17 protein-coding genes are annotated in these 18,790 nt (G+C 62.6%); 12 read left to right on the top strand and 5 right to left on the bottom strand.

What is annotated here, in order from left to right:
- Positions 1-9 precede the first annotated feature (9 nt).
- Genes C4N04_RS01895 through C4N04_RS01905 form a run of 3 tightly spaced genes read left to right on the top strand, consistent with a single transcriptional unit; the run spans position 10 to position 1,961 of the window.
- Positions 10-348 carry a YciI family protein gene (locus tag C4N04_RS01895; protein ID WP_106795319.1) on the top strand — a complete coding sequence of 113 codons (339 nt, stop codon included), beginning with the start codon at positions 10-12 and terminating at the stop codon, positions 346-348.
- Positions 349-350: 2 nt separating this feature from the next.
- On the top strand, positions 351-710 hold the full coding sequence (locus C4N04_RS01900) for a YciI family protein (protein WP_039618806.1): 360 nt from the start codon (positions 351-353) through the stop codon (positions 708-710).
- A gap of 9 nt (positions 711-719) precedes the next feature.
- Positions 720-1,961, top strand: a complete 1,242-nt coding sequence (locus tag C4N04_RS01905) for an RNA polymerase sigma factor (protein ID WP_106795320.1) — start codon at positions 720-722, stop codon at positions 1,959-1,961.
- On the opposite strand, the gene C4N04_RS01910 is transcribed toward C4N04_RS01905, so the two are convergent.
- Positions 1,929-2,891: a lysylphosphatidylglycerol synthase domain-containing protein gene (locus C4N04_RS01910; RefSeq protein WP_106795321.1), complete on the bottom strand. Its 963-nt coding sequence runs from the start codon at positions 2,889-2,891 to the stop codon at positions 1,929-1,931. The two genes, C4N04_RS01905 and C4N04_RS01910, sit on opposite strands and share 33 nt — an antisense overlap.
- A 181-nt stretch (positions 2,892-3,072) precedes the next feature.
- Between C4N04_RS01910 and C4N04_RS01915 the strand changes: the two genes are divergently transcribed.
- The 5 genes from C4N04_RS01915 to C4N04_RS01935 all read left to right on the top strand — a co-directional run bounded on the left by C4N04_RS01915 (position 3,073) and on the right by C4N04_RS01935 (position 9,418).
- Positions 3,073-4,566, top strand: a complete 1,494-nt coding sequence (locus C4N04_RS01915) for a glycosyltransferase family 39 protein (RefSeq protein ID WP_106795392.1) — start codon at positions 3,073-3,075, stop codon at positions 4,564-4,566.
- Positions 4,567-4,698: 132 nt separating this feature from the next.
- Entirely contained in the window at positions 4,699-5,715 is a 1,017-nt protein-coding gene (locus C4N04_RS01920; RefSeq protein WP_106795322.1) for a glycosyltransferase family 2 protein, read from the top strand.
- A gap of 12 nt (positions 5,716-5,727) precedes the next feature.
- Complete coding sequence (locus C4N04_RS01925; protein WP_106795323.1) at positions 5,728-7,227, top strand: glycosyltransferase family 39 protein; 1,500 nt, start codon at positions 5,728-5,730, stop codon at positions 7,225-7,227.
- Between the two features lies 1 nt (position 7,228).
- Positions 7,229-8,725 (top strand): glycosyltransferase family 39 protein, encoded by a 1,497-nt coding sequence (locus C4N04_RS01930; protein ID WP_106795324.1) that lies wholly within the window; start codon positions 7,229-7,231, stop codon positions 8,723-8,725.
- Positions 8,726-9,166: 441 nt separating this feature from the next.
- Complete coding sequence (locus C4N04_RS01935; RefSeq protein WP_009994488.1) at positions 9,167-9,418, top strand: type II toxin-antitoxin system ParD family antitoxin; 252 nt, start codon at positions 9,167-9,169, stop codon at positions 9,416-9,418.
- Positions 9,419-9,425: 7 nt separating this feature from the next.
- Here C4N04_RS01935 and C4N04_RS01940 read toward each other — a convergent pair whose 3' ends face one another.
- Positions 9,426-10,799 carry an aspartate aminotransferase family protein gene (locus C4N04_RS01940; RefSeq protein ID WP_106795325.1) on the bottom strand — a complete coding sequence of 458 codons (1,374 nt, stop codon included), beginning with the start codon at positions 10,797-10,799 and terminating at the stop codon, positions 9,426-9,428.
- A gap of 83 nt (positions 10,800-10,882) precedes the next feature.
- On the opposite strand from C4N04_RS01940, the gene C4N04_RS01945 reads away from it, so the two are divergent.
- Positions 10,883-12,232, top strand: a complete 1,350-nt coding sequence (locus C4N04_RS01945) for a glutamine synthetase family protein (protein WP_106795326.1) — start codon at positions 10,883-10,885, stop codon at positions 12,230-12,232.
- Between the two features lie 12 nt (positions 12,233-12,244).
- Here C4N04_RS01945 and C4N04_RS01950 read toward each other — a convergent pair whose 3' ends face one another.
- On the bottom strand, positions 12,245-13,189 hold the full coding sequence (locus C4N04_RS01950) for a diacylglycerol kinase family protein (protein ID WP_038687860.1): 945 nt from the start codon (positions 13,187-13,189) through the stop codon (positions 12,245-12,247).
- 299 nt (positions 13,190-13,488) lie between these two features.
- Between C4N04_RS01950 and C4N04_RS01955 the strand changes: the two genes are divergently transcribed.
- Together C4N04_RS01955 and mgtE are read left to right on the top strand one after the other, a co-directional pair.
- The gene (locus C4N04_RS01955; RefSeq protein WP_106795327.1) at positions 13,489-14,718 is read left to right on the top strand and encodes an MFS transporter; all 1,230 of its coding nucleotides are present in this window, start codon (positions 13,489-13,491) and stop codon (positions 14,716-14,718) included.
- 263 nt (positions 14,719-14,981) lie between these two features.
- The gene (gene mgtE, locus C4N04_RS01960; protein ID WP_106795328.1) at positions 14,982-16,355 is read left to right on the top strand and encodes a magnesium transporter; all 1,374 of its coding nucleotides are present in this window, start codon (positions 14,982-14,984) and stop codon (positions 16,353-16,355) included.
- Positions 16,356-16,529: 174 nt separating this feature from the next.
- Here the strand turns inward: mgtE and C4N04_RS01965 are convergent, their stop codons facing one another.
- Positions 16,530-17,003: an Lrp/AsnC family transcriptional regulator gene (locus tag C4N04_RS01965; RefSeq protein WP_009994929.1), complete on the bottom strand. Its 474-nt coding sequence runs from the start codon at positions 17,001-17,003 to the stop codon at positions 16,530-16,532.
- A gap of 144 nt (positions 17,004-17,147) precedes the next feature.
- Between C4N04_RS01965 and C4N04_RS01970 the strand changes: the two genes are divergently transcribed.
- Complete coding sequence (locus tag C4N04_RS01970; protein WP_096762222.1) at positions 17,148-18,050, top strand: DMT family transporter; 903 nt, start codon at positions 17,148-17,150, stop codon at positions 18,048-18,050.
- Positions 18,051-18,131: 81 nt separating this feature from the next.
- Here the strand turns inward: C4N04_RS01970 and C4N04_RS01975 are convergent, their stop codons facing one another.
- Positions 18,132-18,746 carry a L,D-transpeptidase gene (locus C4N04_RS01975; protein ID WP_009992680.1) on the bottom strand — a complete coding sequence of 205 codons (615 nt, stop codon included), beginning with the start codon at positions 18,744-18,746 and terminating at the stop codon, positions 18,132-18,134.
- Between the last annotated feature and the right edge of the window lie 44 nt (positions 18,747-18,790).

Below are 18,790 nucleotides of genomic sequence, written 5' to 3' on the forward strand. Positions count from 1 at the left end.
GAGGCGCCAATGAAGTTTCTATGTCAGATCTGGTTCGACACCGAAAAGTGCAAGCTGGTTCCCCAGGCCGAGTGGGATGCCGTCACGCATCGCTGGCGCGACAGCGGTCATCTGCTGGTAGCGCACGCCTTGCATGAACCATCGGCGGCGATCACGCTTCGCCTGCACAATGGCGAAGTCTCCGCAACCGATGGCCCGTTTGCCGAAATCAAAGAGCATCTGGGCGGTTTTGTGCTGCTCGAGGCCGACAATATCGAAGAGGCAAAGACCATCGCGTCCAGTTTCCCGATCCTTAAATATTGCTCGATCGAAGTCCGCCCAGCCTATTCCATCCAAGATGGGAAATAACCATGCGCTACATCTGCCTGATCTATAACAGCACCGACACCGACGGCAGGCTGACACCGGATGAAACCGGCGATCTCATCAAAGCGCACTTTGCCTTCGACGAGGAACTGTGCCGCGACGGCTTCATGATCCATTCCGATGCGCTCGAAATGCCTGACCAGGCGAGCGTGCTGCGGGTTCGAAACAATAGGCTCTCCGTCACCGACGGCCCCTATGTCGAGACGAAGGAGCATCTGGCGGGCTTCTACGTCATCGAGGCGCCTGACATGGCGAAGGCGAAGGAGATCGCCGGGCGAATTCCGTCGGCCCGCTACGGCGCGGTCGAACTGAGACCGGTGCGAACACTCACCCTTCCGAACTGAGGTGCCCCCGTGGAAGCGGTCATCGAGGAGATCTACCGAACCCAATCTCGCCGGGTGCTGGCGACGCTGATCCGATTGCTCGGCGATTTCGACCGTGCGGAGGAAGCGCTTCACGATGCCTTTGCAGCGGCCGCAAGAACATGGCCGGTCGACGGCGTTCCCGCCAACCCCTCCGGCTGGCTTGTGTCGACCGGCCGCTTCAAGGCGATTGATGCGATCCGGCGGCGTGCGCGTTTCGATGCATCGCAGAAGCACATCGAGGACAGCCTCTATAGCGTCGACGAAATGGAGATGGGCGAGATGGAAGCGATCGAGGACGACATGCTGCGGCTGATCTTCACCTGCTGCCATCCGGCTATCCCGGCGGATGCGCAGACGGCGATGGCGCTTCGGGAAATCTGCGGACTGACCACCGAGGAGATCGCCCATGCCTTCCTCGTTCCGGCGCCGACGGTTGCGCAGCGGATTGTGCGCGCCAAAAACAGGATCCGGGCAGCAAACGTCCCCTATGAAGTGCCGGGCCGCGAGGCGCTGCCCGAGCGGCTCGATCGGGTGTTGCACGTCATCTATCTCGTCTTCAACGAGGGCTATTCCACCTCATCGGGAGACGCGGTCGTTCGCGCCGATCTGACGGCAGAGGCCATCCGGCTGGCGCGGCTGCTTCTGGCGCTGCTGCCGCACCCCGACGTTTGCGGGCTTCTGGCGCTGATGCTGCTGCAGGAATCCCGCCGCAACGCCCGCAGCGGCGCGGAGGGAGCCCTCGTGCTGCTTGCCGATCAGGACCGCTCGCTCTGGGACCGCGCCAAAATCTCGGAGGGCCTGGCACTCCTTAGCGAGGCGATGCGGACGGGAGAGGTCGGCACCTATACGGTGCAGGCAGCGATCGCCGCCGAACATGCGAAGGTGCCTGCCGCCGAGCGAACCGACTGGCGCCGGATCGTCTTCTATTACGACCTGCTTCTCGCAGCCCAGTCCTCGCCGGTAGTCGAACTCAACCGCGCTGTGGCGATCGCGATGGCGGAAGGGCCGTCGAAAGGCCTTGAGTTGATCGATGCTGTCCTGAGGCACCGGGAGCTGCAGGCCTATCACCTCGCCCATGCGGCGCGTGCTGATTTCCTGCGCCGCCTCGGCCGGAGAGATGAGGCGATCGCGGCCTATGAAACGGCGCTGTCGCTGTGCCGGCAGGAGCCGGAGCAGGCTTTTCTTCGCAAACGGATTTCAGAGCTTGCCGCGGCGTCCGAGCGGCAGTGAGATCGCGGTTCCTGTCAGCGCCGAGACTATGATCAGCAAATGGGCATTGACGCTAGCCTGCGCGAGCACGGCGAGCGCCGCCCGCTCGCTCGACGCTCCGAGCGCAACGGCGCCGGCGGTAATGCCGGCCGGATAGGTGCCGACCCCGCCAGGCGCGTGCACCGGCAGGACGGAGGAGAGTTCGCCGCCAAGCGCGCCGCCGAAGCTGGCCGCCATGGGAAACACACCCATCAGGCCGAGCGCCCATGCGAGCACGATCACCTTCACCAGCCAGTTGACGATGGTCATCGCCCAGGCGCGCGCAAAGGCGACGGCATTCAGCGGCAAGCCGTTTTCGATCTCGACGACCAATCTCTGCGCCTTTGCAGGCAGCAGCCTGGCGGCGACGCGCAACAGCGGCTTGCGCGCTGCGAAGGCTGCGACCGGCAGCAGCAGGAAGACCGCCCAAAGCGACCATGCAACGAGAGCATCGGCTGCGGCGAGCGCAAAGCCGATGCCGGCAGCCGCCAGCAGGGCGTGCAGGTCGAGCAGCCGCATGACTAGGAGTGCCGAGGTTCCGCGCGTCAGCGGAATGCCGAATTCGGTGCGCATCAACAGGGGAAAACTGGTTTCGCCGGTCCGGAAGGGCAGCATGATGTTCAGGAGATTGTGGATCTGCGTGACCCGAAAGAGGGTCGCAAACCGGCCCGTGGTCTCCTGCGGAAAATAGTCGTAGATGCGCCAGGTGCGCAGGAAATAGGTGCCCGTCAGAGCCACGAGCGCGCCGATGACGGGACCTGCCCCGACATCGGCCCATTGGCTGATGATGACGGGCCAGCCCCAGAACCATTGCACGAAGAGCGCATAGGCTGCGACAATTATGATCGTCAGCGCCGTCATGCGATTGCGCATAAACCAGGACTGCTGGCTTTCAACGATCGAACTCTTCATGTAGTAGGCATTCCTCACTTGGCGTCGCTATGGGCCTCAGCTCCGTCCCGGCGTTTTAGGAGAAATGAAGGTTGCGCACAACGGCGGAGTTGATGGCGGTGGCGGCGGGATCGCCTCAAGCCGACGATCCGCGCGGCAGACCGAAAGATGGCGAGGCCTTGCCGGCTTGACTTGGAGATCGATGTTGGAGCGCATTACCAAAAGCATCAAGAGCGCCAGCATTTTTCTGGCAGTCTATTTCCTGCTGAACATCCTGCTCCGCATCTCATTGCCTCATACGCTCGATCTCGATGAGGCGGAGCAAGCATTCTACTCGCAATATCTTCTGGCCGGTTACGGCCCGCAGCCACCCTTCTACAACTGGATCCAGTATGCCGTCGTCTCGGTGACCGGCATCACGATGTGGGCGCTCTCGGTTCCGAAGAACATCATTCTCTTCGGCTGCTATCTTTTCTACGGTCTGGCCGCCCGCGAGGTGCTGAAGAGCCGTTTGCTCCCGCCCATCGCCATGCTGAGCCTGATTACCCTGCCGCAGGTCGGCCTAATGGCGCAGCGCGAGCTCACCCATACCGTTGCCCTGCTGTTTGCGACCTCGCTCTTCCTCTTCGGCTTCTTCCGGACGTTGCGCCAGCCGACGATCGGCAGTTATCTCGTCATCGGCATTGCCACCGGCATCGGCCTCATCTCCAAGTATAATTTCGCCATCCTGCCTTTTGCCGCCTTCGTCGCCGTGTTGCCGGACTGGAAGTGGCGCAGCCGCCTGTTCGACTGGCGCCTGCTGCCGGTGGCCGTCATCGCCATTCTCATCGTTCTGCCGCATGCGCTCTGGCTGCCCGATAACCTCGTCAGCGCTTCGGCCCCGACGCTGGAGCGGATGACTGCCGAGCATGAGGCCGCGGCCGGCCTCCCCCGCATCGGACAGGGGCTGTTGTCCCTCGTCATCGCCGTGCTCGGTTTCACCGCGTTGCCGATCGTTCTCATCGCAGCTGCCTTCCGGCGGGATTTCTTCCGGGCGCTCTCTTCGTCCAGTCCAATGATCCGGGTGATCGAGCGGATGATGGTTGTCAGCCTGCTCGCCTTCGCCGGCATCGTCGTCTTCGCCGGCGCGAGCGACATCCATGAACGCTGGCTCGACCCGTGCCTTCTCGTCCTGCTGATCTACCTGCTCCTGAAACTGGAAACCGCAGGTTTCGATCTTTCCGCCGGCCTTGCACGCTTTCGGCCGGTGGTGCCGGTTTTCATGATCGTCATCCTGTCGATCCTGTTGCTGCGGATCGTCGCCATTCAATATATCGGCACCTATACGAGAACGAACGTGCCCTTCGCGAACTACGTGACCGAACTGACAGCGACCCGCAAACCGGTTCTCATCGTGGCGGGGACCAAGTTCGTGGCGGGCAATATGAAGCTCGAGTTTCCCGACGTTCCCGTCGTGATCCCGTTCTTCCCCGGTCCCGGGGTTCCGGAATATGCGACAGCGAAGGGACCGGTGCTGGTTGTCTGGCGCGGCGAAACGGCAAACGATCCGACCATTTCGCCGGGCTTCGCCAACGATCTCGTGAAATCGGGTATTCATCTGAAAGAGATAAACACGCTGACGCTGCCCTATCTTTTCGGCGACGGCAAACATACCTTTTCGATTGGCTACTCCTGGGTGGAGGGCGGCGCGCAATAGCGTTGCGGCAGCTGGAGCGAGGGAAACCGGCATTGTCCGCTGGCAACGGACGGACACTTCATGTAGTAGGCTTCCGCATACGCGGTGGCGGCAGTAAGGATTGCCAGGCCGCCGGCCTTTTGGAGATGAAAGTTGCAGACAACGGTAGAACCCATTCGCGGCACGAATGATCCGGTACAATCGCTCGAGCTGTCGCTGGTCGTGCCCGTTTTCAACGAAGAGGAAAGCGTCGGCCCGCTGGTCGAACGTATCCTTGCGGCGATGGCTGAATATCCTTATCGCTGGGAACTGATCCTCGTCGACGACGGCAGCACCGATGCGACGCTCGTCAACGCCCGCAAATTCGTCGGGCGCGAGGGGCTGACGCTGAGAATTGTCGAGCTGCAGCGCAATTTCGGCCAGACCGCCGCCATGCAGGCCGGCATCGACACCGCCAGGGGCCGGCTGATCGCGACGATGGACGGCGACCTGCAGAATGATCCGAAGGATATTCCCCAGATGGTTTTCGAGCTCGAGCGGCGCGAACTCGACCTCCTGGTCGGCTGGCGCAAGAACCGCAAGGACGGTCTGTTCCTGCGCAAGATACCCTCCTGGTGCGCCAACTACCTGATCGGCCGCATCACCGGCGTCAAGCTGCACGATTACGGCTGCAGCCTGAAGATCTACCGTGCCTCGATCATCAAGCAGGTGAAGCTGATGGGCGAAATGCACCGCTTCATCCCGGCCTGGGTGGCCGGCGTCGTGCCGAGCTCGCGCATCGGCGAGATGGCCGTCACCCACCATGCCCGCGAGCACGGCGTTTCCAAATACGGGATTTCGCGCACCTTCCGCGTCATCCTCGACCTGCTGTCGGTGATGTTCTTCATGCGCTACAAGGCGCGGCCGGGACATTTCTTCGGCTCGCTGGGTCTCGGCCTCGGCGCCATCGCCATGCTGATCCTGCTTTACCTCGGCTTCGATAAGTTCATTTTGGGCAATGATATCGGCACGAGGCCGATGCTGATGGTCGGCGTCGTGCTGCTGCTGTCGTCGGTACAGATGATCACCACCGGCATTCTGGCCGAAATGATCGCGCGCACCTATTATCGTGACGACGCCTCTCCGAACTATATCGTGCGGCAGATCTTCGACGATCAAAGCCAAGCCTAAGCCGTCGGCACGATGCTGGAACGCGCGACGAGGACGATCGGAACCGCGGCGCTGCTGCTTGCAGCCTATTTCGTGCTGAACATCGGACTGCGACTTGCGCTTCCGCATTCGCTGGAGCTCGACGAGGCCGAGCAGTCCTTCTTCTCGCAATATCTGCTGGCGGGCTACGGCCCGCAGCCGCCCTTCTACAACTGGATGCAATATGCCATCGTTTCGGTGATGGGCATGTCTATCGGCGCGTTGATCGTGCCGAAGAATATCCTGCTCTTCCTGTGTTACCTCTTCTATGGCCTTGCCGGGCGCGAAGCACTGAAGGACCAGGCGCTCGCCGCCGTCGGCATGCTCGCACTGATCACCCTGCCCCAGGTCTCCTACATGGCCCAGCAGGATCTGACCCACACGACGGCGCTGCTCTTTGCCAGCTCCCTGTTCCTCTATGGCTTCTTCCGCACGCTCGACCGGCCTGGTGTCGGCAGCTATCTCCTGCTCGGGCTTGCAACGGGCATCGGGCTGATCTCGAAGTACAATTTTGCGCTGATGCCGGCGGTCGCGCTGATTGCCATCCTGCCTGACGCCGAATGGCGGCGCAGGGCGCTCGACTGGCGCATGCTGATCGCGGTCGCCGTCGCGCTCGTCATCGTCCTGCCGCACGCGATCTGGCTGCAGGGCAATCTCGCATTCGCCTCCTCCGATACTCTGGTCAAGATGGCCGCCGGCAACGAACCTGCCGGCATCGCCCGGATCGGCAAAGGCTTCCTCGCCTTTCTCATCGCTATCCTCGCCTTTGCAGCGCTGCCGGTCGCAATCTTCGCAGCCGCCTTCCGCCGGGATTTTGTCCGGGCGCTTTCGGCCAGGAACCGCTGGACCGGGATGATGGAGCGGATGATGCTCGCAAGCCTTGCCGGCATCGCTCTGATCGTGCTGTTCACCGGCTCTACCACCGTGCGTGAGCGCTGGCTCGATCCGTTCCTGCTGGTGCTGCCGATCTACTTTCTGGCAAAGATGAAGGCGGCCGGGCTCGATTTTTCCGCCGGGCTGCGCCGCTTCCGGCCGGTCGTGCCGGTGCTGATGGCCTGTGTGCTGGTCGCGCTCGGCTTCCGCGTCGTCGGCGCCGGGCTGATCGGCACTTATAGCCGACCGAATGTGCCGATGGCCGACCTTGTCCGCGAAATGACCCGGCAGGCTGAACCCGCGCTGGTGATTGCCTCGGATCCCTATGTCGCCGGGAATATGCGTCTGCAGCTTCCCCATGTGCCCGTCGTCATCCCCGATTTTCCCGTCGCCGGCATTCCAGCCTACACGACTGCAGGTGGACCGGTGCTGATCGTCTGGCGCGGCAAGAAGACGGCGACCGCTGCGGATGCCGTCATGCCGGAGCGGTTTTCATCGGCGCTGACGGCGGCAGGCATCGCGCCGCAGGAGATCGGCGCCCTGTCGCTCCCCTATTATTTCGGCCGCCAGGGCGATAATTTCGCACTCGGCTATGCCTGGGTTCGGCCGGGGGCCAGATAGAATGATCAAAACCGGTCTTCGCGACGTCAGCTGGATTTTCGTGCTGCTCGCCGTCTATTTCACGCTTCAGATCGGCGTGCGGCTGGCGACCTCGCATTCGCTCGACCTCGACGAGGCCGAACAGGTCTTCCGTTCGCAATGGCTCGCCGCCGGTTACGGCCCGCAGCCGCCGTTCTACAACTGGCTGCAATATGCCGTCTTCCAGTTTGCCGGTGTTTCGCTTGTCGCGCTTTCGGTGATGAAGAATCTCCTGCTGTTCAGCGCCTACCTGCTGTACGGCCTGACCGCGCGTCTCGTTTTGCGCGACAAGGCGCTGGTGGCGATCGCGACGCTCGGATTGCTGACCATCCCGCAAATGGTTTTCGAGATGCAGCGCGACCTCACCCACACGGTCGCGGTCTTCTTCTCGGCCAGCATCTTCTTCTACGGCTTCATCCGCAGTCTGAAACAGCCGAGCCTTGGCTCCTACCTGATAACAGGCATCGGCATCGGTTTCGGGCTGCTCGCCAAATATAATTTCGCCATCCTGCCGGCCGCAGCCTTGATCGGCGCGCTGGCGGATGCGCGCTGGCGGGGGCGGATCTTTGATCGGCGGCTGGCGGTGACCGTTATCGTTGCCCTCGTCATCACCCTGCCGCATCTTTTCTGGCTGAAGGACAATCTCGACTTCGCCACCGCCCGCACCCTGGAAAAGATGACCGCCAGCGACAATGCCGGCTATCCCATGCAGGTGGCCATGGGCGTCGGCTCGCTCGCTCTTGCCATCCTCAGCTTTGCCGGATTGACCGTGGCGGTGTTCGCCGTCGTCTTCGGCAAGACCCTTCGCCCGGCATTGGCCGCTCGGTCGGAATGGACGCGGCTCATCGAGCGGATGATGCTCGTCTTCGTCATCGGCATCCTGTTTTTGATCGTCTTCGGCGGTGCTGCCGGAATCAAGGATCGCTGGCTGGTGCCAATGCTCTTCATCCTGCCGCTCTTTTTCTGCCTGAAGATCGACGCCGCCGGCGTACAGACAGCCCGGGCTTTCCGGCGTTTCATGGCCATCGTCGCCATCATCATGATCGGCGTGCCGGCCGCCCTTTACGGCAGCGTCGCCGCCGCACGCTTCACCGGCCATTATGAACGGCTGAACAGGCCCTATGCCACGATGCTGGAAAGCTTGCGCAAACAGGCCGAACCGGCAGCGATCCTTGCCGGCGACAGCCTGCTCGCCGGCAATCTCAGGCAGGATATTCCCGATGTGCCGGTCCTCTCCGTGGATTATCCCGGCTTCCACCCGGATCTTAGCGGTCGGCAACCGCTGCTTCTCGTGTGGCTGATCCCGCCGAAAGGGGCAAGCGAAGGGCTTCCGCCGGCCATGGCTGAATGGCTCAAGCCCAATCTCGGCGCGTCCGCACCTCAGGCATCGGTGATCGACGTGCCCTATTTCTATCAGCGCGGCGACGACCGCTACCGCTTCGGGTATGCTTGGGTCAAGCAGTCGGACCGAGTGAAATAGGAGTATGACGTCGCGACCGAATGGCCGGAATAGGTGTAGCCGTGATTAAGGTGGCCGACCTCGTTTGATCTGCGCATAGGCTATCGTCCGCCTCTTCACCAAAGTCAGTTTAGGCTGTGACTGGCATTGTCTGGTTTTGCTAGCGAATGCCTCGCTAACACGGGCGCCTGTACTGTGAATGTTTCTCCTGCCCACCCCACTCTCCGTCATGCTCGGCCTTGAGCCGAGCATCCACAACGCACCCATAAGCAGCAGTCGCATGGATCCCAGGCTCAAGGCCTGGGATGACGGAGAGTGGGGTTGGCGTTCTCACTAAACTCGCAGAATATGCTACTCAGGAGGAGACATCGGCCAGGGGCGCAAACCAATTTAGCTTCCGTCAGAAGCGACAATGTAAGATTGTTCGATTTGGCAATAGCTTGACGGCGAGGAACAATTGACATGGCACGCGCAAAGACTTTTTCCCTTGGCGATACCTATGACGGAATCCTGTCGGAGCTTGTCCGTAATGGCCGGTTCGGCACAGAGACTGAGGCCGTGCGGGCGGGCATCCGTATGCTCGCCGACCACGAGCTGAATATAGAGGCCCTGGGTAGAGACATTCAGACGGCCGACTCCGAGATTGAAGCCGGCCTTGGCAAGGAATACGCAACCGGCGCGGATATCCTCAAAGACGTCATGCACGAAAGCTAAAGACCACTTAACCGAAGCGCCTGAGCTCCTTCCAGGCCGCATCCAGCGCCAGCTTGGTAATGCTGGCCATCTCGTCCACCTCCGCGTGGCTGATGACGAGCGGCGGCGAGGCCAGCATGCGGTCGCCAGTGGCGCGCAGCACGAGGCCGTTCGCCAGCGCGTGATTGCGCACCAGCGCGCCGACCTGATCGGGCTTCTCATAACGCGTGCGCGTGCTCTTCTCCGCGGCCAGCTGCAGGCCGCCCATCAGGCCGATGCTGACGGCCTCGCCGACCAGATCATGGTCGGCGAGCGCTGCCCAGGCCTTTCCGAAATAGGGGCCGATATCGTCGCGCACACGTTCGACCAGCCCTTCCGCCTCGATGATGCGCAGGTTTTCGAGGGCGGCGGCGGCGCAGACCGGGTGACCGGAATAGGTGAAGCCGTGGTTGAACTCGCCGACCTCGTTGATCAGCACGTCGGCGATCTTGTCGCTGACGAGCACGCCGCCGATCGGCAGGTAGCCGGAAGAAAGCCCCTTGGCGATCGGCGCGAGATCGGGCTCGACGCCGAAATGCTGGTGGCCGAACCAGGCGCCCAGCCGGCCGAAACCGCAGATCACCTCGTCAGTCACCAGCAGAATATCACGCGCCTTGCAGATGCGGTCGATTTCCGGCCAGTAAGTCTCGGGCGGGATGATGACGCCGGCCGCCCCCTGCACCGGCTCAGCGACGAAGGCGGCGACGTTCTCCTCGCCGAGTTCGTCGATCTTCGCTTCGAGTTCGCGGGCGACCTTCAGCCCGAATTCCTCGGGCGTGAGATCGCCGCCCTCGCCGTACCAATAGGGCTGGCGGATATGGACGATTCCAGGGATCGGCAGGTCGCCCTGCTCATGCATGTATTTCATGCCGCCGAGGCTGGCGCCGGCGACGGTCGAACCGTGATAGCCGTTCTTCCTCGCGATGACGATCTTCTTCGACGGCTTGCCGACGGCGCTCCAGTAGACACGGGCCATGCGGAACCAGGTGTCGTTCGCCTCCGAACCGGAACCGGTAAAGAAGATATGGTTGAAACGCGCGTCCGCATGTGACGTCACCTTCTGCGCCAGCAGCGAAGTCGGCGTCGAGGTGGTACCGAAAAAGGTGTTGTAATAGGGCAGCTCGTTCATCTGCCTTGCAACGGCCTCAGCGATCTCGCGCCGGCCATAGCCGATATTGACGCACCAGAGGCCGGCGAAGCCGTCGAGATATTTCCGGCCGCGATCATCGAAGATATAGACGCCCTCGCCGCGCTGGATGACGCGGGCGCCATCGGCGTTCAGCTTCTTCATGTCGGCGAAGGGGTGCAGATGATGGGCTGCATCAATCGCGGCAAGGTTCGATGGCGGGTAGGTATCGGGCATGGCTGGTAGAAGACCCTCGCGGATTGAAAGGCTGCTATCGATGGGTTAGGAGCTTGGCCTTGTCCCGGAGGATTTTCAAGGTCATGGCGAGCGACAGGATGGACGGCAAGGCCGGCGGCGACCCGCGTTTCGATATCCTGATCGTCGGCATGAACGGCGAGCTACGCGGGAAACAGCTTCCATCCGGCGGCGAAGACAAGGTCTGGGCCGGCGACATCCGCCTGCCGACGTCGACGCAGTCGCTCGATATCTGGGGTGACGACAATGACGACATTACCGGCCTGTCTCTGACGATCGGCGATCCCGACGGCATGGTTGTTCCCGACCGGCGCAGCCTCGCGCCGATGCCCTGGGCGCCGGAGGGTTCGATGCAGGTGCTTGCCACCATGCATGAATTCGACGGCAGCCCGAGCTTCATGGATCCGCGCGCCATCCTCGCTTCCGTAGTCGAGCGCTATCGCAGCCGCGGGTTGACGCCTGTCGTCGCCACCGAGCTGGAATTCTACGTGATGTCGGGCGACTGGCGCGAAACCGGCCGCCCCTCCCCGCCCGAAAGCCTCACCTATCGCGGCGAGCCGAATGGTTTCCAGCTCTACGATATGAGCGCCGTCGACGCGCTCGACGACTATCTCGGGACCCTGAGGGCCTATGCGAAGGCGCAGGGATTGCCGGCGGATGCGACGACGGCAGAATTCGGCCCCGGCCAGTTCGAAGTCAATCTGCTGCACCGCGCCGATGCGCTCGCCGCCGCCGACGATTGCCTCTATTTGAAGCGCATCGCCGAACAGGCGGCGCGCCGACACGGGCTGAAATCGACCTGCATGGCAAAACCCTATTCCGAACATGCCGGCTCCGGCCTGCATGTACATGTGAGCATCGTCGATCGGCAAGGCCGCAACATCCTCGATGCCAAGGGCGGCGAGCCCAAGCTGCTGAAATCGGTCACGGCAGGCCTGCTCGAGACCATGCGCGCGGCGCAGCTTATCTTCGCCCCCTTCGCCAACTCCTACCGGCGGTTCCAGCCGGGCTCGTTCGCGCCGGTCGACCTCACCTGGGGCAGCGGCCATCGCGGAACCGCGATCCGCATACCCGACAAAGACGGACCGGCCGCCCGTATCGAGCACCGCGTCGCCGGCGCCGACGCCAATCCCTATCTGCTGCTGGCGGCGATACTCGGCGGCATGCTCATCGGTCTCGACGGCGAGCTCGACCCCGGCGAGGAAACGACACCCTCCTACACGCCTGCCAATACGACGCGGCTGACGCATGATTTCCTGAGCGCGGTCGAAACCTTTCGCGCCTCGCCCTTCATCGCCGATATCTTCGGCACGCGTTATCAGGCGCTTTACGGCGACACCAAGCGCAAGGAAGCGCTCGCGCATCTGCGCACCGTCTCGGATTTCGACTATCGCACCTATCTGCCGCGGCTCTGAAGCCTTCCGGCCTCAGGCTGCAGGCTCGCGGCGTTCGTCCTCATTCACCTGAGCGGCGAGCCCCTGCTTGACGAGGACCTTCAGCTCGCCGGGATGCAGCCGGATCGAAACATCACGTTGGAGCGGCAATAATTCGCCGTCCATGACGCAATTGGCCTTGCGGCGCAGTTTCGGGAAATGCAGGTGTACCTCGGCCGGATGCATCACCATGACGTCGGCATTCTCACGGACCTTGCCACGCAGCATGTCGATGGCTAGGCGGGCGACGCCGAGCGGATTCAAAGGATTTGCCGTATAGAAGCCGAGTTCGCCGCTTCTGAGGTTATCGGCATAGAGCAGCGCATTTTCGCCGAAGGGATTGTTGGAAACCGAAATCGCCGAGACCCAGCGGCGCTCCCGCATGCCGGCCGCCTCGAACTCGACCTCGAATTCCGGGGGATTGAAGATCACGCCAAGAGCGGCCTTGGTGCTTGCCCGGATTTTGCCGAGCCGCGAGCGATAGCTGTAGGCGTTGCGGTAGCGCACCATACGGGCATGCAGACCGGCCGAAAACTGATGGATGAAAGGCCGGCCGTTGGCGCTGGCAATATCGACATTATCGATCTCACCTGAAGCCAATACGTCGAGCGCCTGCCAGATATCGAGCGGCACGCGCAGCGAGCGGGCAAAAAGGTTCATGGTGCCGGCCGGCACGACGCCGAGCGCGATGCCGTTTTTCCAGGCGATCGACGCCGCGGCCGAAACCGTGCCGTCGCCACCGCCGGCGACGATGCCGTCGATATCGTCGCGCTTGGCCGCCCGTTCCATCGCGGGAATGATTTCCTTGCCGGAGAAAACGATGGCATCGAAATCATGCCCGGCATCCCGAAAGGCCGCCTCCGCCCTCTTTTCGTAGGCCACCATGTCGGTGGTCCTGAAGGTGCCGCCGTCGCGATTGAAAAAGCCTACAAGCTTCATAGGGGCTCCCGTCCCTGGCGCGGAAATGCTCCTGCCTTTGCCCTGAAATGGTTGCGGCACTGGCGATTTCAAGCGCGCCCATCTCTCCGCAAAAACAACAGAAATGCAAATATTGCAACGGACATATGCACATAGCAGGACGCTGCACTGCGTAAAATGCACTCGACGCCCGCCGGTACATGACGGATAGATCAGATATCGGAGAGATCGTCTCCACTTCCCGCCATCTATCACGTTCGCCTCGCGCCGCACTTGCGCCAGAGGCATTGCCAAGCAGAAAACCTTCCCGAGGAGCTCTCATGAGTGAGATCGCCATCAATGAGTCCGTCGGAACCCAGCCCGAGGACGAGCTGCCGTCGGCAACGACCGTCGCCTTGGTCCAACTGGCGCTCGCCTGCGGCGGCTTCGGCATCGGCACCGGCGAGTTCGCGATCATGGGACTGCTGCCCAATGTCGCCGAGACTTTCTCAGTCACGACACCACAGGCCGGCTATGTCATCAGCGCCTATGCGCTTGGTGTCGTCGTCGGTGCGCCCGTCATTGCTGTGCTCGCCGCGAGGATGGCGCGCCGCACGCTGCTTTTGACACTGATGCTGGTCTTTGCCGTCGGCAATATCCTCAGCGCCATGGCGCCGACCTTCGAATCCTTCACATTCCTGCGCTTCGTCACCGGCCTGCCGCATGGAGCCTATTTCGGCGTCGCCGCGCTTGTCGCGGCCTCGATGGTGCCGGTTTATCGGCGGGCACGCGCCGTTGGACGCGTCATGCTCGGGCTCACAGTCGCGACGCTTCTCGGCACGCCGCTGACGACGTTTTTCGGCCAGTCGCTCGACTGGCAGGTGGCGTTTTGGTCGGTCGGCATCGTCGGCCTGCTGACGGTGGTGTTGATCTGGTTCTACGTTCCGAAGGACAGGGTTTCCGAAGAGGCAAGCTTCCTGCGCGAGCTCGGCGCGTTCCGCCGGCCGCAGGTCTGGTTGACGCTCGGCATCGCCGCCGTCGGCTATGGCGGCATGTTCGCCATGTTCAGCTATATCGCCTCGACCACGACTGAGGTGGCGATGCTGCCGGAAAGCGCGGTTCCGATCATGTTGGTGTTGTTCGGCGTCGGCATGAATGCGGGCAATTTCATCGGCTCGTGGCTGGCGGACAAATCGCTGCTCGGCACGATCGGCGGCTCGCTCATCTATAATATCGTCGTGCTGACCACCTTCGCGCTGACCGCCGCCAACCCCTATATGCTCGGCCTCTCGGTCTTCCTCGTCGGCTGCGGTTTCGCCGCCGGCCCGGCGCTGCAGACGCGGCTGATGGATGTCGCCGCCGATGCGCAGACGCTGGCGGCCGCCTCCAACCATTCCGCCTTCAACATCGCCAATGCGATCGGCGCTTGGCTCGGCGGCCTGGTCATCGCCTGGGGCTACGGTTTTGCCGCAACCGGCTATGTCGGCGCAGCACTCTCCTTCCTCGGTCTCTTCGTCTTTGCAGCGTCCTTCCACCTGGAACGTCGCAACCGGAGCGCACAAACCATTTGAGGTCGTCAACAATGCGCGCATCGCAGGGTGCGACATTGTGGCGTTAAGCATTTACCTCGCTTGACTTTTTCCGCGTTCGGGACCACCTACAAAAACGTGGCCGACACCCGTTAGCCACGGATTTCAACGGAGCCATCTTCACGATGCCAAGCGACAGTAGCAGTCGATTGCCTTTGCCGTACGCGACCCTCGTGCGCTGACCGACTCCTGTCGGCTCGCCCGTTCGGGACGCTACGGCGGATCGACGGAAAGGCGAGCCTCACATGAATATCAATCGCTTCCCTCTTCGGGCAGGCCATGCCGCCCGTGCCTTCATCAACAACAGCCGCGGCGCAACGATCGCCGAACGGGTCGAATCCCTGAACGCGCTGAGCATCCAGGAGGCCGGCCGCGTACTGACGGGCATGCCGCTCGACTATGCCGTCAACATTCTCGACCGGCCGGAGCTTCGCAACGCCGCCGAGATCCTGGCGCTGATCAGCGCCGAGGATGCAGCACGGCTGCTGCACGGCATGTCCAACGACCGGGTCGCCGACGTGCTGCTCGAACTCGACCGCGAGACCCGCGCCCGGCTGTTTGCCAGCCTCGACGAGCCGGTGCGCATCGCGATCCAGCACCTGATGGGCTATCCGCCACGCACCGCCGGCGGCATCATGACGACCGAGTTCGTCAGCGTGCCGGTCTCCTGGACCGTCGCCCAGACGCTCGATCATGTGCGCCAGGTCGAACGCTCGCGCGAGACCGTCTATGCCATCTATGTGCTCGACGAGCTCAGCCATGCGCTCATGCATGTGGTGACGCTGCGCCGCCTCATCACCGGCGAGCCGGATGCTTCCATCCTCTCTGTGGCGCAGAAGGGCAACCCGGTTTCGGCCGATCCGCTGATGAAGCAGGAGGATGTCGCCCGGCTGATCCGCAAGCACGACCTGCTCGCCCTGCCGGTCACCGACGAACATGGGCACGTGCTCGGCATCGTCACCGTCGACGACGTGATCGACACGATGATCTCCGACACGACGGAAGCGGCCCAGAGGTTTGGCGGCATGGAGGCGCTCGGACGGCCCTATATGAAGATCGGCTTTGCCGGCATGATCCGCAAGCGCGCCGGCTGGCTCGCCGCCCTCTTCCTCGGCGAGATGCTGACGGCAAGCGCCATGCAGCATTTCGAAGGCGAACTGGAAAAGGCCGTCGTGCTGACCCTGTTCATCCCGCTGATCATGAGCTCGGGCGGCAATTCCGGGTCGCAGGCGACATCGCTGATCATCCGGGCCCTGGCGCTCGGCGAGCTGAAGCTTTCGGACTGGTGGAAAGTGCTCTTCCGCGAACTTCCCACAGGCATCGTGCTCGGCGCGATCCTCGGCCTCGTCGGCTTCATCCGCATCGTTTTCTGGCAGACCGCCGGGCTCTACGACTACGGCCCGCACTGGCAGATGGTCGCCGTCACGGTGTTTGCCGCCCTGATCGGGATCGTCACCTTCGGCTCGATCTGCGGCTCGATGCTGCCCTTCCTGCTGCAGAAGCTGAGGCTCGATCCGGCCAGCGCCTCGGCCCCCTTCGTCGCCACGCTTGTCGACGTCACCGGGCTCGTCATCTACTTCTCGGTGGCGCTGCTCATCCTCAGCGGGACGCTGCTGTAGCGCCTGGAATTTGCCCCTCACCCTAGCCCTCTCCCCGTAAAACGGGGAGAGGGGACGTGCCAAACGCAGCGTCGAGGGTACAGAACCGGTGCGGCTTGCCCCCTTCGCCCCGCGTGCGGGGAGAAGGTGCCGGCAGGCGGATGAGGGGCGGGTTCCGAGCACAAAGCCGGGGAATCATTTCCCCTCGGGCAGCTTCAGCGGCCCATGCGTCTTGATGCTGCGGATGGCGAAGTTCGAGCGGATGTCACTGACGTTGGGCAGCGTCAACAGCGTTTCCGTCAGCAGCCGCTCATAAGCGGCGAGGTCCTCGACCACCACTTCGGCGAGGAAATCGGCCGTGCCTGAGATCAGGAAGCAGGAGACGATCTCGGGGATCGCGAGCAGCGTCTGCTGCTGCGCCTCGGAATTTTCGCGGCTGTGGTGGGCAACCTTGAATTCGACGAAGACGGTCAGGCCGAGACCAACCTCCTTGCGGTCGATATCGGCGGTGTAACCGCGGATGATGCCGGACCGTTCGAGGTTGCGGATACGGCGCAGGCAGGGCGACGGCGAAAGGTTCACCTTTTCGGCAATCTCGACATTGGTGGCGCGCGCATCCTCCTGCAGGCACTTCAGGATAGCGATATCGAATTTATCGAGATTTGGCATTTTCGAGAATCCAGGTGGCGTCACTTGGCAGAAGATTGCGTTTAGCGTGATTTTCAAGCCATAGATAGCAAGGACATGCCCTGCCCTCTGGGGCTAATCTTTTCCTCAACCGGACAGGCTCCGGACGGAGGAAAGGATAGGACGATGACCACTATTGCTTTTTCGGACGACAAGTCACCCTCGCAGGCGCTGGGTTATGCAGGCGGCGCGATTACTGTCTTGATCTGGGCAACCTGGTTTCTTGTAACCCGCCACAGTGCTGCGACGCCGCTCGGATCGATCGACATCGGGCTGATCCGCTTCGGCATTCCGGCACTTGCGCTTTCGCCGGTCTGGCTCAGGACAGGACTGCTGCCGAAAGGCCTGCCGCTTCATCTGCTGGCAATCATGGTCTGCGGTTCCGGCGCGGTCTTCTTCCTGCTGACCACGCTGGCGATCCATTCGATGCCAGCCGCCTCGTCGGGCATTCTGCTTGGCGGCTCGATGCCGCTCGCCACGGCGTTGATCGGAGTGGCGCTGTTTGGGGAAAGACCTGATGGCACGCGTATCGCCGGGCTCGTGGCGATCGTCGCGGGCGTGCTGATCCTGCTCACGCACAGCCTTGCGGACGCCTCGCTGCCATGGACCAGCTTCGTGCTGCTGCCTGCCGGCGCTTTGCTGTGGGCAAGCTATACGCATGCCTTCCGCCGCTCCGGCCTCACGGCCGTGCAGGCGAGCGCCCTGATCGCGGTCTGGTCCTTCCTAATCATGGGAACGCTTGCGCTCGTCTTCGGCATTTCGCTGCCGCAAGCATCGCTGCCGGAAATCGGCCTGCAGGCGCTAAGCCAGGGTCTTCTTTCCGGTCTCGTCGCCATGGTCGCCTACGGAACGGCCGTGAGACGACTGGGCGGCACCCAGGCCGCCGCCTTCACGGCGCTGACGCCGGTGTTGGCAACGCTGGGCGGCGGTTTCCTGCTCGGCGAAGCAATCGGCATCGTCGAGATCAGCGCCGCTGTGATCACCGGTATTGGCGTGGCGCTTTCCACCGGCATTGCCGCGCGTCGTTGAGCACCGGCTGCGACCAACAATAGCGAAGCCGCCGGCAGCAATCGCTGCGGCGGCTTTTTCTATGGGGCTAGTGTTGACCACTCAAGCCTGGATGACGACGACCCTGGCGCCGACTTCGACGCGGCTATAGAGGTCGATCACGTCATGGTTCATCATGCGGATACAGCCGCTCGACATGGCAAGACCAATCGATTCCGGCTGGTTTGTGCCGTGAATGCGGAAATGGGTGTCGTTGCCGCCGCGATAGAGATACATGGCGCGCGCGCCGAGCGGATTGTTCGGGCCGCCCGGCATGCCGCCGGCGAGCCTGCGGTAGCGCTCTTCGCGGCGCTGCATGTTTTCGGTGGGCGTCCAGCTCGGCCATTCCGCCTTGCGCCCGACATAGGCACCCCCGGCAAATGCCAGCCCCTCGCGACCGACACCCACGCCGTAGCGCATCGCCCGGCCGTTCCCAAGCACATAATAGGCTCGACGCGCCGGCGTATCGACGACGATCGTGCCCGCAGCATACGCGGTCTCGTAAGCAACTTCCTGACGGCGAAGCTCCGGCTTGATCTTGTCGATCGGCACCTGCTTCAGCGGAAACTTTTCATCGGGAAGCGCTGCGTAATTCGTCTGACTGTTGAGACCGGTGGAAGAGCAGCCGGCCACAAAAAGAGGCAGAGCAATCAGAAAGCCCCGGCGGGAGATCGACATGAATGTGTCCTTAGTGCGTCGAGAAGATGTCGCAAGCTAAGGAA

This window comes from Rhizobium sp. H4 (assembly GCF_003013335.1).
GTDB classification, from domain to species: Bacteria; Pseudomonadota; Alphaproteobacteria; order Rhizobiales; family Rhizobiaceae; genus Rhizobium; species Rhizobium sophoriradicis.

Coding starts and splice junctions, on each gene's coding strand:
- C4N04_RS01925 (WP_106795323.1), top strand. CDS start 5,728: ATGCTGGAACGCGCGACGAGGACGATCGGAACCGCGGCGCTGCTGCTT.
- mgtE (WP_106795328.1), top strand. CDS start 14,982: ATGAATATCAATCGCTTCCCTCTTCGGGCAGGCCATGCCGCCCGTGCC.
- C4N04_RS01975 (WP_009992680.1), bottom strand. CDS start 18,746: ATGTCGATCTCCCGCCGGGGCTTTCTGATTGCTCTGCCTCTTTTTGTG.
- C4N04_RS01935 (WP_009994488.1), top strand. CDS start 9,167: ATGGCACGCGCAAAGACTTTTTCCCTTGGCGATACCTATGACGGAATC.
- C4N04_RS01900 (WP_039618806.1), top strand. CDS start 351: ATGCGCTACATCTGCCTGATCTATAACAGCACCGACACCGACGGCAGG.
- C4N04_RS01955 (WP_106795327.1), top strand. CDS start 13,489: ATGAGTGAGATCGCCATCAATGAGTCCGTCGGAACCCAGCCCGAGGAC.
- C4N04_RS01915 (WP_106795392.1), top strand. CDS start 3,073: ATGTTGGAGCGCATTACCAAAAGCATCAAGAGCGCCAGCATTTTTCTG.
- C4N04_RS01945 (WP_106795326.1), top strand. CDS start 10,883: ATGGCGAGCGACAGGATGGACGGCAAGGCCGGCGGCGACCCGCGTTTC.
- C4N04_RS01930 (WP_106795324.1), top strand. CDS start 7,229: ATGATCAAAACCGGTCTTCGCGACGTCAGCTGGATTTTCGTGCTGCTC.
- C4N04_RS01950 (WP_038687860.1), bottom strand. CDS start 13,189: ATGAAGCTTGTAGGCTTTTTCAATCGCGACGGCGGCACCTTCAGGACC.
- C4N04_RS01965 (WP_009994929.1), bottom strand. CDS start 17,003: ATGCCAAATCTCGATAAATTCGATATCGCTATCCTGAAGTGCCTGCAG.
- C4N04_RS01895 (WP_106795319.1), top strand. CDS start 10: ATGAAGTTTCTATGTCAGATCTGGTTCGACACCGAAAAGTGCAAGCTG.
- C4N04_RS01940 (WP_106795325.1), bottom strand. CDS start 10,799: ATGCCCGATACCTACCCGCCATCGAACCTTGCCGCGATTGATGCAGCC.
- C4N04_RS01910 (WP_106795321.1), bottom strand. CDS start 2,891: ATGAAGAGTTCGATCGTTGAAAGCCAGCAGTCCTGGTTTATGCGCAAT.
- C4N04_RS01970 (WP_096762222.1), top strand. CDS start 17,148: ATGACCACTATTGCTTTTTCGGACGACAAGTCACCCTCGCAGGCGCTG.